8 protein-coding genes are annotated in these 11,527 nt (G+C 73.9%); 2 read left to right on the top strand and 6 right to left on the bottom strand.

Going from position 1 to position 11,527, the window contains the following annotated elements:
* Window positions 1–191 precede the first annotated feature (191 nt).
* Window positions 192–692, bottom strand: coding sequence for a transcriptional regulator NrdR (nrdR, locus tag ACLWS4_RS25285; protein WP_380660827.1), 501 nt, complete (start codon window positions 690–692; stop codon window positions 192–194).
* Window positions 693–1,046: 354 nt separating this feature from the next.
* Between nrdR and lexA the strand changes: the two genes are divergently transcribed.
* Window positions 1,047–1,928 carry a transcriptional repressor LexA gene (lexA, locus tag ACLWS4_RS25280; protein WP_310593172.1) on the top strand — a complete coding sequence of 294 codons (882 nt, stop codon included), beginning with the start codon at window positions 1,047–1,049 and terminating at the stop codon, window positions 1,926–1,928.
* Between the two features lie 129 nt (window positions 1,929–2,057).
* Here lexA and ACLWS4_RS25275 read toward each other — a convergent pair whose 3' ends face one another.
* Genes ACLWS4_RS25275 through ACLWS4_RS25255 form a run of 5 tightly spaced genes read right to left on the bottom strand, consistent with a single transcriptional unit; the run spans window position 2,058 to window position 9,905 of the window.
* Entirely contained in the window at window positions 2,058–4,187 is a 2,130-nt protein-coding gene (locus tag ACLWS4_RS25275; protein ID WP_079272798.1) for an ATP-dependent DNA helicase, read from the bottom strand.
* A gap of 12 nt (window positions 4,188–4,199) precedes the next feature.
* Complete coding sequence (locus ACLWS4_RS25270) at window positions 4,200–6,023, bottom strand: IucA/IucC family protein (RefSeq protein WP_375876200.1); 1,824 nt, start codon at window positions 6,021–6,023, stop codon at window positions 4,200–4,202.
* Complete coding sequence (locus ACLWS4_RS25265) at window positions 6,001–7,476, bottom strand: SidA/IucD/PvdA family monooxygenase (RefSeq protein WP_416875286.1); 1,476 nt, start codon at window positions 7,474–7,476, stop codon at window positions 6,001–6,003. Before ACLWS4_RS25265 ends, ACLWS4_RS25270 begins: the two co-directional genes overlap by 23 nt.
* Window positions 7,477–7,485: 9 nt before the next feature.
* Complete coding sequence (locus ACLWS4_RS25260) at window positions 7,486–8,199, bottom strand: GNAT family N-acetyltransferase (protein WP_416875313.1); 714 nt, start codon at window positions 8,197–8,199, stop codon at window positions 7,486–7,488.
* Complete coding sequence (locus ACLWS4_RS25255; protein WP_416875285.1) at window positions 8,091–9,905, bottom strand: IucA/IucC family protein; 1,815 nt, start codon at window positions 9,903–9,905, stop codon at window positions 8,091–8,093. Before ACLWS4_RS25255 ends, ACLWS4_RS25260 begins: the two co-directional genes overlap by 109 nt.
* A gap of 412 nt (window positions 9,906–10,317) precedes the next feature.
* On the opposite strand from ACLWS4_RS25255, the gene ACLWS4_RS25250 reads away from it, so the two are divergent.
* Complete coding sequence (locus tag ACLWS4_RS25250; protein WP_049658939.1) at window positions 10,318–11,511, top strand: trypsin-like serine peptidase; 1,194 nt, start codon at window positions 10,318–10,320, stop codon at window positions 11,509–11,511.
* Window positions 11,512–11,527 lie beyond the last annotated feature (16 nt).

Raw genomic sequence — 11,527 nt, 5'->3', positions numbered from 1 at the left:
CCTGGGCAAACGCCCGAAGTGCCCTGAAAAGTCCGGGCACTGCTGGTTCGTTCTTCCGGTGTGCGGGCAGGCAGGAACCCTGCCTGCTTACGCACGGTTTGTAGTGTTCTGTGCCCCGTTTTCGGGCACGCGTGGGCCCCGCGGGGCCGTGGTGGTGCGGGTGGCTGGGCCCGCGAGGGGCCCGGCGCCTCCTAGGGCGCGGCGGCGGACACGGACACGCAGGTGTCGTCCGCCTCGGGGATGCGGGGCCGTTCTGCGCGGAGCTCCGCGATGGCGGCCTCGAAGTCTTCCAGTCCGTCGTACGCCTGGTACACGGAGGCGAAGCGCAGGTAGGCGACCACGTCGAGTTCCTTGAGCGGGCCGAGTATGGCCAGCCCCACGTCGTGGGTGGTCAGCTCGGCGCTGCCGCTGGCGCGCACGCACTCCTCGACCCGCTGGCCGAGCTGGGCGAGCGCGTCCTCGGTGACCGGGCGGCCCTGGCAGGCCTTGCGGACGCCGGTGATGACCTTCTGCCGGGAGAACGGCTCGGTGACGCCGCTGCGCTTGATGACCATCAGCGCGGCCGTCTCCACCGTGGTGAAGCGGCGTCCGCAGTCCGGGCACTGCCGACGACGGCGGATGCAGCTGCCGTCCTCGGTGGTCCGGCTGTCGACAACACGGCTGTCGGAGTGCCGGCAGAAGGGGCAGTGCACCTCGGGATCCCTCCCTGGCAGAACGTTCGGACCTGTTGAGTCTATGCGATGCGCCCCCGGCCTGGGCAAGCTGATCATGCGGGGCGACCACTAGTACTGGGCACGGAGAGGACTGTAGCCACTACATCTAGGAGTCTGGGGGAGGTGAGCGCCTTGGCGTGTCGATGCCGCGAGGGGCCCGATTAGACTGCCGGGGTCGAGTTTCGCTCGAACATTTACTCGATGTACAACAAAGCCTTGATCGAGTCAGTCAACTCCCGAATAATTCACTCGAACGTGTGTTTGGCGCAACCTTTCGATAGGAGGCGCGTTGGGCTGGAAAAGGGGAGAGGACAGCCGTCGAGAGGGGCCGCCGTGAACACGATCGAAAGCAACACCATCCCGGTGCAGGAACACTCCCAGTTCAAGGTGGGGCAGCGCACCACGAATCAGCAGGGTGTGGACAGCAGCATGGACCGTAGCGAAGACCACCGCCTCTCCGGCGCGGCCCTTTCCGGGGCGACCCGCGTTCCCGACCAGCCGATCGAACACTCCACCGCCATGGACGACTCCCACACCTCCCCCGCCCGGGCGATGCCCGGTCGCCCCCCCGGCATCCGCACCGACGAGGCCGGTCTCACCGAGCGCCAGCGCCGGGTGATCGAGGTCATCCGGGATTCCGTCCAGCGCCGCGGCTACCCGCCGTCCATGCGCGAGATCGGCCAGGCCGTGGGCCTGTCCAGCACCTCCTCGGTCGCCCACCAGCTGATGGCCCTGGAGCGCAAGGGCTTCCTGCGCCGGGATCCGCACCGCCCGCGCGCCTACGAGGTCCGCGGCGTCGAGGTGGCCCGTCCGAACACCGCCGAGACGGCCGGCCGCCCCTCCACCTCCTACGTCCCGCTGGTCGGCCGGATCGCCGCCGGCGGGCCGATCCTGGCCGAGCAGACGGTCGAGGACGTCTTCCCGCTGCCCCGCCAGCTGGTCGGCGAGGGCGAGCTGTTCGCGCTCACCGTGCGCGGCGACTCGATGATCGAGGCGGCCATCTGCGACGGCGACTGGGTCACCGTGCGCCGCCAGCCGGTCGCCGAGAACGGCGACATCGTGGCCGCGATGATCGACGGCGAGGCCACCGTGAAGCGGCTCAAGCGCGAGGACGGCCGGATCTGGCTGATGCCGCACAACCCGGCGTACGAGCCGATCAACGGCGACAACGCGACCATCCTGGGCAAGGTCGTCGCAGTCCTGCGCCGCCTCTGAGCGGTCCGGCGCCGCTGAGCGCACCCGCAGCACCAGCACGCACCGCACCACCACACACACCGGGAAGGGGCTCCTCCGCACAGTGCGGGGAGCCCCTCCGGCGTTCCACGGGCCGGGCGGCCGGGGCCCTCAGCCCCGCTTCACCACCGGCCGCACCGGCGCCGCCGAGGCGTCGATCGACGCCAGCGAGCGGCGCACCTGGTTGCGGTCCGTGGTGTACCAGAACTCCGGCATCGAGGAGCGGAAGAAGCTCCCGTACCGCTTGGTCTCCACCCGCGGGTCCAGCACCGCGACCACGCCCCGGTCGTCGGCCGCGCGCACCAGCCGGCCCGCGCCCTGCGCCATCAGCAGCGCCGCGTGCGTCGCCGCGACGGCCATGAAGCCGTTCCCGCCGCGCTGTTCGACGTCCTTCTGGCGGGCGCTCATCAGCGGGTCGTCCGGCCGGGGGAACGGGATCCGGTCCATCACGACCAGCTGGCAGGCCGAGCCGGGCACGTCCACGCCCTGCCAGAGCGAGAGCGTGCCGAACAGGCAGGTCGTCGCGTCCGAGGCGAACTCCCGGATCAGCTCGCCGAGGGTGTCCTCGCCCTGGAGCAGGACGCGGTGGTCCAGCCGCTCGCGCATCGCCTCGGCGGCCGTCTGGGCGCCGCGCATCGAGGAGAACAGGCCCAGCGTGCGCCCGCCGGCCGCGCCGATCAGCTCGGCCAACTCGTCCAGCATGTCGGGCCGTTCGGGATCGCGCCCGGGGTCGGCCAGGTGCTTGGCGACGTACAGGATGCCCTGCTTGGGGTACTTGAACGGCGAGCCGACGTCGATCCCGCGCCAGTGTGGCACCGCGTCCTCGCCGAAGCCCGCCTCGGCGTCCGGGTTGTCCCCGGCGGTGCGGACGTCCGGCAGCCGCGTCTCGGAGGGCAGGCCGACCGAGGCGGCGACGCCGTTGAAGTCCCCGCCGAGCTTGAGCGTGGCCGAGGTGAGGACGACCGAGCGCTCCTTGTACAGCCCCTCGCGCAGCAGCCCGGAGACGCTCAGCGGGGCGACCCGCAGCGAGGCGGTGCCCAGCCCGTAGCGGTCGCTGCGCTCGATCCAGACCACGTCGTACTCGGAGTCCTCCAGCAGCCGCTCGGCCGTCTCGTGCAGCGCCTCGGCCGAGGCCATCGCCTGCTTGCGGACGGCGTCCTCGTCGCTGAGCCCCTTGTCCCTGGTCTCGCCGAGCGAGGTGATCACCTGGCGGGAGGCGTCCCGGATCGCGGTGACCGCGTACGCGAGGTACTCGGGCAGCTCCTCGACCCGGCCGGGCTGGGCGGTCTCCATCAGGCCGTGGTAGTTCTCGGCGGCGGCCTGGAGCGCGTCCACCGCCTTCTCGTTGGCCAGCCGCGCGGCCCGCTTCACCGCCCGGTTGACGGCGCCGACGGTCAGCTCGGCGGTGGCCGCGCCGGTGACCCGGTTGACCAGCTCGTGCGCCTCGTCCACGATCAGCAGCCCGTGCTCGGGCAGCACCGGCGCGCCCTCGATCGCGTCGATCGCGAGCATCGCGTGGTTGGTGACCACGACGTCCGCCAGCTTGGCCCGCTCCCGCGCCTTCTCCGCGAAGCACTCCTGGCCGTACGGGCAGCGGGTGGCGCCCAGGCACTCCTTGGAGGTGACCGAGAGCTGGGCCCAGGCCTTGTCGGAGACGCCGGGGCTGAGGTCGTCGCGGTCCCCGGTGTCGGTCTCGTCGGCCCAGTCGCGCAGCCGCAGCACGTCCTTCCCGAGCTTCCCGGTGGGCCCGCCGAGCGCGTCCACCGGGTCGAACAGGCCCTCGCCCTCGTCGCTCGGGGTGCCTTCGTTGGCCCGGTGCAGGCAGAGGTAGTTGGAGCGGCCCTTGAGCATCGCGAACAGCGGGCGGCGGCGCAGCACCGGGTGCATCGCCTCGACGGTGCGCGGCAAGTCCCGCTCCACCAGCTGGCGTTGCAGTGCCAGGGTGGCGGTGGCGACCACCACCCGGTCGCCGTGGGCGAGCGCGGGCACCAGGTAGGCCAGGGACTTCCCGGTGCCGGTGCCGGCCTGGACGAGCAGGTGCTCGGCGTGGTCGACGGCGTCGGCGACGGCCTCGGCCATCCGGACCTGGCCGGGGCGCTCCACACCGCCGACGGCCGCCACCGCGGCGTGCAGCAGTTCGGGGATCCGCGAGCGCGGGACGGCGACGGCTTCCTCGGCCTCGTCGCCGAGGACTGCCGCCCGCTGGGATTCGGAGTCGTGGGATTCGGAGTCGTTCGTCATGACCCTCCCAGCCTACGGGGCGGGGGTGACAATCCGGTCCCGTTGCCCGGGCATCCGCACGTCCACGGCGACCAGCGCGTTCGGCACGGTCCCGTACCGGGCGGCGTGCGGGCGGTGCGGGCGGTCCTGGTAGCCGTCCATCAGCAGCCGGTTGCGGTTGAGGCAGAGCCGGTCGATCCGGGGGCGGAACAGGTCGAACAGCTCGAAGCGCTCGCGCAGCTCGGGGAAGCGGTCCTGGTAGCGCAGCACCTCGGCGCGCAGCAGGGCCCAGAACTCGGTCTCGGGCAGTCCGGTCTGCGCCTCCAGCAGCGGGGCGAGGAAGCGGAAGACGCCGATGAACAGCCCGGAGTGGATGAACTGGCAGAGCCCCTGCGGGCTCTCCCGCAGCAGCACCTCGGCCACCTCGTCGGGCAGGCCGCGCAGTTCGGGCAGGTCCTGGGCGCTGAGGTTGACGTCGTCCACGAAGTCCTTGACCGCGAGCCGGACCGGCGCGTCGGTGGGGTCGAAGACCACGATGGCGTTCTCGCCGTGCGGGGAGAAGACCAGCCCGTAGCGGTAGAGGAAGTGCAGCAGCGGCGGCATCATCGCGGCGAACAGCCGGGCGGTCCAGTCGCCGGGGAGCAGGCCGGAGCGGTCGATCAGCTCGGCGGCGAGCGCCCGCCCGTCGGAGCCGGTCTGCAGCAGCGAGGCCAGGGTGCGGGCTCGCTCGCCGCCGTCCAGGAAGGGGCCGAGCGGCTGGCGCCAGATCGCGCCGAGCAGTTCCTTGTACTGGTACGGCGCCTCGGGCAGCTCGCGGTAGAGCGGGTGGTCGACGGTGACGGAGGCGATCTCGCCGAGCAGGATCACCCGGCACTCGTCGCGCAGGTACGGGTCGGCGTCGCGCAGTCCGAGCAGCCAGGCGGTGACGGCGGGCGCGGCCAGCGTGCGCTCGACCGGCAGGCCGCGCCAGACCAGGGTGTTGAGGATGGACAGCGGCAGCTTGACGGTGCAGCGCTCGGGGTGGGCGGTGTTGAAGAAGGAGCGGATGGACTGCTGGGGCAGCCGTGGGTCGCCGTCCGAGGGCAGCGGGACGATCTCGCCGGAGGCGATCCAGGGCGCGAACAGCGGCAGGACCGTCTCGTCCCACTGCCAGGGGTGGACGGGCAGCAGCAGGTAGTCCTCGGCGTCCGGGCCGAGCGCGGCGCGCAGCGCGTCCACGTCGTCGAGCTCGCGGGCGTACAGCTGCTCGGGCCGCTCCAGGCCGGGCACGCCGCGGTACTCGGCGAGCCGGCGGTGCACGGCGATCCACGGCAGCGGGCGCGGGCTGCGGGCCTCCGGGGCCCAGCGGGCGGCGTCGGCGGCGGAGAAGCCGATCCGGCCCTTGTTGGGGACGATCCAGGGGTGGCCGGTCTGCCGGCCCTCCAGCGCGGCGTGGTCGAGGTCGGCGAGTTCGGCGGCGGTCAGCGCGGTGGCGAGCTGGCGGGCGTCGGCGGTGAGGGTGGCGGAGAGCTCGCGGATCAGGTGGCCGGTGGTCTCGCCGCGCAGGCCGAGGGTCTGCCGGGCGTACGGGAGGAAGCGCAGCGGGTCCAGGCCGTCCGGGCGGGAGCAGCGGACGGACTCCGGGTCGACCTGCCAGCTGTCGTAGGAGCCGCGCCGGGCGGTGAAGCGGTACTCGGCCTCGGGCAGCTCCAGCCGGTACTCGCCGGGCTCGTCGCCGGGGACGGGTCGGAGCAGTTCCTCGTAGGCGAACTCGCCCAGCATCTTGGCCAGCAGGGCGCGGCCGGCCCGCTGCCAGTGCCCGGCGGTGAGGTGCGGGGGCAGGTGGAGCGGCGGTTCAGCGGCCGACGGTTGCGGCACGGGTCAACTCCTGGGGGCGGGGGACGGCGGGGGTGGGCTGTTCTACGGGACCGGCGGGGGTGGGCTGTTCTACGGGACCGGCGGAGGTGGGCTGTTCTACGGGACCGGCGGAGGTGGGCTGGTCGGCGGGCCCGGCGGGGCCGGGCGGCGCGAAGCCGGTCCAGGCGGTGCGGCCGGGCAGCCGGTGGACGGTGCGCCCGGTGACGGCGTTGAGGATCACGGCGGCCCGGTGGGCGCCGAGTCCGAGGTCGGGGGTGCCGACGCCGTGGGTGTGCAGTTCGGCGTTCTGGACGTACAGCCCGCCGGTGAGTCCGGGCCGGGTGGCGACCCGGTGGTCCTGGTCGACCCGGTAGCGCCCGGCCTCGTCCCAGTCGATCAGTTCGGCGAGCGGTTCGAGCGCGGCCGGGCGGGCCGCCCGGTAGCCGGTGGCGAGCACCACGGCGTCGGTGCGCAGCAGGTGTTCGGCGCCGGAGTCGGTGTGCCGGCAGTGCAGTTCGAGGCCGCCGCAGGGGCCGGGGCGGGCGGCGTCGACGGCGGTGCCGGGGGTGATCTCGACCGGGGCGGCGTCGATCGGGCGGCCGATGGTGCGCTCGTAGAGGTGGTCGTGGATCTCGGCGAGGGTCTCGGCGCTGGCGGCCTTGTGCAGCTGCCACTGGGCGGTGACCAGCGCGTCCCGGACGGCCGCGGGCAGGCCGTGGAAGTAGCGGGTGTAGTCGGGGGTGAAGTGCTCCAGGCCGAGCTTGGAGTACTCCATGGGGGCGAGCGCCCTGGTCCGGGTGAGCCAGCGCAGCCGGACGTCGTCGCCCTCGTGGCGCCGGAGCAGGTCGAGGAAGACCTCGGCGCCGGACTGCCCGCTGCCGACCACGGTGATGTCGCGGGCGCCGGCCAGGTCGGCGCGGCGGTCCAGGTACTCGGCGGAGTGGAAGGCCCGCGGGTGGCCGGCCAGCGCGGCGAAGGCCTCGGGCAGCACCGGCCGGGTGCCGACGCCGAGGGCGAGGTTGCGGGCCCTGGCCTCGGAGCGCCGGCCGGTCGCGGTGTCGGTCAGTTCGGCGCGGTACCAGGGCGCCTCCCAGTGCAGGGCGGTGACCTCGGTGCCGAAGCGGCAGTTGGCCAGCCGCTCGGCGGCCCAGCGGCAGTAGTGGTCGTACTCGCGGCGCGGCAGCTGGAAACGCTCGGCGAAGTAGAACGGGAACAGCCGGTCCTGGTCGCGCAGGTAGTTGAGGAAGGACCACGGGCTGGTCGGGTCGACGAGGGAGACCAGGTCGGCGAGGAACGGCACCTGCATCCGGGCCCCGTCGACCAGCATCCCGGGGTGCCAGCGGAACTCCGGGCGCTGGTCGCAGAAGAGCGTGCGCAGGCCGGGGACGGGTTCGGCGAGTGCGGCGAGCGAGAGGTTGAACGGGCCGATGCCGACGCCGAGCAGGTCGTACGGAGGGGGTGTCGAGGTGTCCACAGGGTCGTCCTAGGCGGGGAGTTGGGCCTGCGCGGCGGGCCCGTCGGCCCGGTCGCGGACCATCAGGGCGGCGCGCTTGTCGGGCAGGTCGAGTTCGGCGGCGGCCCGGAATCCGGCCCGTTCGAAGGCCCGGACGGACCGCCGGTTGCGGACGTCCGGCTCGGCCACCACCCGTTCGCAGCGCGGATTCCGGCGGAGAATCAATTCTGCGAGGGCGGCCAGCAGGACGGCGCCCAGGCCGCGGCCGCGGCTGGCGGCGGGGCCGAGCAGCAGGTGCACGCCGGTGTCGAACGGCCGGGCCGGGTAGTGCGCGGCGAGCGGGTCGAGGTCGGCGCGGTAGACCTCCCAGTAGCTCATCGGCTCACCGTCGAGCAGGCCGAGGCACGGGAGGCTGCGGCCGTCGCCGTCCAGTTGGGCCCGGACGTGCCGTTCGGTGACCTCCGGCGGCCCGGCGAGCTCCCAGAAGGCGTCGACCTCCGGGTCGTTCATCCACCCGGCGAGCAGCGCCAGGTCGGCGGGCAGCCGGACCGGGCCGAGCCGGAACTCGCCGGCCGGGGTGGGGACGGCGCCCCACCCGGCCAGGCCGTCCGGCACCCGGCACCCGTCGTCCGCCATCAGGCACCCGCCACCGGGTTGGGGATGTCCACGTACACGGACTGGCTGGCGACCGGGCCGACCAGTTCGTCCATGCCGTTGACCCGGGTGAGCAGGTTGGCCTTGCAGGGCAGCGCGGGCGCGTCCAGCAGCAGCGCGGGCAGCGCCGAGCCGGTGGCGGCGGCCCGCGGGCCGGCCAGGAACCGGCGCAGCGCGGCCAGCAGCACCGTCTCGTCGGCGAGCCGCTGGGAGCCGAGGGCGCCGATCAGGCCGAGCACGTGGTTGATGCCGAGGTAGTAGGCGAAGTGGTGGTCGATCACGTCGTCCGGCAGGAAGGTGTCGCTGTCCGCGCCGAGTCCGGGCAGCCGGGCGGCGAGCCGCGCGGCGGCGCTCTCCCGGTAGTAGTAGCCCTGGTTGTCGCGGTAGCGGCCGCCGCAGGGCCAGCCCTCGGCGTCCAGCAGGACGAGGCTGTTCTGCTGGTGCGCCTCCAGGGCGATGCCGCCCCGGCCGTCCAGCCAGAGGATCGGCAGCACGACCGCGTCCAGGTAGCGCAGGAACCATTCGGCGGCCACCGTCGGCAGCGGGCGGGCGCAGCGGACGGCCAGGGCCCGCAGGGTGTCGCCGAGCCGGGAGGGCACGGTGTCGCCGATGCCGAGCGGCTGTTCGGCGACCAGGCCGGCGACGCACAGCGCCCGGTCGGTGGGCGCGAAGGGCTGGGCGCGCAGCACGGTGTCCAGGCCGCCCGGGTCGCCGAGGGCGGGGTGGTCGACGCCGATCCAGGCCGGGTCGCGGACGATGTCGAAGCCGGGGTGGGCGGCCCGCCACTCGGCGGCCAGCCCGCTCTCCAGCAGCCGGTGCATCTCCAGGCCGCGGTGCAGTTCCTTGCGCAGGTTCTCCCGGCGGGAGTTGGTGATCCGCAGGCCGAGCGAGAGCTTGAGCATCCACGGGGTGCCGGGCCGGTAGACGGTGCGCACCGAGGAGGTGGGGTACCAGGGGTCGCCGGCCGGGCCGAGGTCGTGCAGCAGCCCGTCGGCGAGCAGGGCGGCGACGGCCGGGCGGTGGGCGAGTTCGCGGGCCTGCCAGGGGTGCAGCGGGACGGCGGCGGTGCCGGGCGGCAGCGGCACGGCGCCGTCGAGCAGTCCGGCGGTGAGCCGTTCGGCGCTCTCGGCGACGGCGGAGCCGGCCGCGAGCAGTTCGCGGTCGACGGCGTACCAGTGCAGTTGGAAGGAGCCGTGCAGTTCGGGCGAGTAGGCGGCGCTCTGGGCCGGGCCGAGGCCGTCGCGGCTCTTCGGCGTGGGGTGCAGCGGGTGGCCGAGCAGCAGGGACTGCTCGGCGGCGAGGAAGTGCGAGCGCTCCGGCCCGCCGGGCACGGCGGCGGTGCGGCGGTGGGCGAGGATCTCGGCGGTGCGCACCACCGAGTCGCCGACCCTGGCGGCCAGGTCGGCGACCTGCCCGGGGTCGGGCCGTTCGGCGGCCGCGGCGGCGAGCAGCGCGGCGGCGGTGACGGCGTCGACGGGGGCCTCGCGGACGTCCCCGGCCGGGCCGGTCTCCCCGACCGCGAGGGTGGCGGGTCCGAAGCGGTGCCAGCCGCCGGGCGACCAGTAGCGGACCGGGGCGGTGAGCCGGGCGGCCCCGCCGAGGACGGCGATCCGCAGCCGGCCGTCCGGACCGGGCCGGGCTCCGGTCTCCCGGGTCCAGCAGCGCAGCAGGGCCTCCAGTCCGGCCTGTTCGGCGGCGACGGCCGGGTCGGGGTGCAGCAGGAGGTCGTGCCCGTGGGCCCGCTCCACGGTGGGCGACGGTACGGGCGGGGCGACGGTGAGGGCGGCGGTGCTCAAGGCTGCTCCTTGGGGCGCGTGGGGGTGCGGACGCGCACTGTGGTGGAGGGGTCGGCGGGCGCTCGCACCGTCGCGTCAGGTAAGGGTTACCTATCCCTGACGGGTGATCACAAGGACGGCTCACTCGTCAGGGTGAAGATCGGGGATTGTCCACCAACGGGGCCCGATGCCCTGCTGCGTCGGCGGACCGGGCGGGCCCGGATCACGGATCGGTGACCTCCGGCCCGCACCGCAACCCGGGGGGCGGGCAGCGCCGTCCTCGTCCGCGATGGAAGACTCCATGGCGGCGAACCGCCGCACCGCGAACCGGCCGGACACGCACCACCGCGGTGCACGACCGCCGGCCGTGACACCACCGGGCGGCCCGGCACCGACCGGCACCGACCGACCGAGCACAGGGGGAAGCGCACAGATGCCCACGATCCACCGGTCAGCCCTGGCCGCCGCCCTGGCCGCGGGCACCCTGCTCGCCGTGACCGCCTGCGGGCCGGACGGCCCGGCGGGCGGCGGGACGAGCCCCGCACCGCCGCCCTCCACCGAGTCGACCCAGGCCGCGGGTTCGGGCGGCGTGATCGGCGGGATCCCGCTCCCGTCCGGGCTGCCGACCAGCCTGCTGGAGGGACTGCCCAGGAGCTGGGACGACCTGAAGAAGTGGAAGTACGAGGACTGGGACAAGTGGGCGTCCAAGCACGTCTTCAACAACCCGGTGGTGAAGGACTTCTGGGACCCGGACAAGATGGGTGACTCCAAGCCCGCCGACCCGGCCCCGCCCACCGCCAAGCCCGCCCCCGCCACGCCCAAGCCGGCCACCGACGACGGCGTGACCGACCCCGACCCCGCGGCGGTCAAGGCCGTGACGGTGCCCCGCCCGTACCTGAAGCAGCCCTCCGGCAAGGTGTTCTTCTCCGCCCAGGGCGGCCGCGGCAACTGCTCGGCGACGGTGATCGCCGACCCCCAGCACCCGGGCAAGAGCAACCTGGTCTGGACGGCCGGGCACTGCGTGCACGAGGGCAAGGGCGGGAACTTCTACAAGGACCTGGTCTTCGTGCCCGCCTACAACAACTCCGGCGCCTCCAGCGGCGGCAAGCGGGCCCCGCTGTCCGAGCTGGCCCCGCTCGGCACCTGGTGGGCCGACCAGGTCACCACCTCGCCGCAGTGGATGGTCGAGGGCGGCGGCACCGGCGACGCCGCCAACCAGTACGACTTCGCGGTGATGCGCGTGCACAACCAGAACGACACCGGCAAGTCCCTGGAGGAGACGGTCGGTTCGGCCGTCCCGGTCTGGTTCGACGCGCCGCGCGACCAGCTCAAGGTCTCGGCCGTCGGCTACCCCCTCGCCAAGCCGTTCGACGGCCAGGAGCTGTACAAGTGCGACGGCGGCAAGCCCACCCGGCTCTCCTTCGACGCCAAGCGCCCGACCATGCTGACCATCGGCTGCACCATGACCCAGGGCGCCAGCGGCGGCGGCTGGTTCGCCACCATGCCGGACGGCCGGACCGCGCTGGTCAGCAACACCTCGATCGGCACCCAGGAGCACACCTCGCTGAGCGGCCCGTACCTGGAGGCGGTCGCCCGGCAGGCGCTGGACTGGATCTCCAAGAAGTAGCCGCCGCCGACGGGGG

Origin of the sequence: Kitasatospora sp. SC0581, assembly GCF_048159585.1 — a bacterium.
In the GTDB taxonomy this organism is placed as follows: Bacteria; Actinomycetota; Actinomycetes; order Streptomycetales; family Streptomycetaceae; genus Kitasatospora.
Note: the sequence above shows the minus strand (reverse complement) of the source record. Positions and strands in the feature narration are given on the sequence as shown.

Excerpts from the sequence above, each read along its gene's own strand:
- ACLWS4_RS25250 (WP_049658939.1), top strand. The coding sequence starts at position 10,318 with ATGCCCACGATCCACCGGTCAGCCCTGGCCGCCGCCCTGGCCGCGGGC.
- ACLWS4_RS25275 (WP_079272798.1), bottom strand. The coding sequence starts at position 4,187 with ATGACGAACGACTCCGAATCCCACGACTCCGAATCCCAGCGGGCGGCA.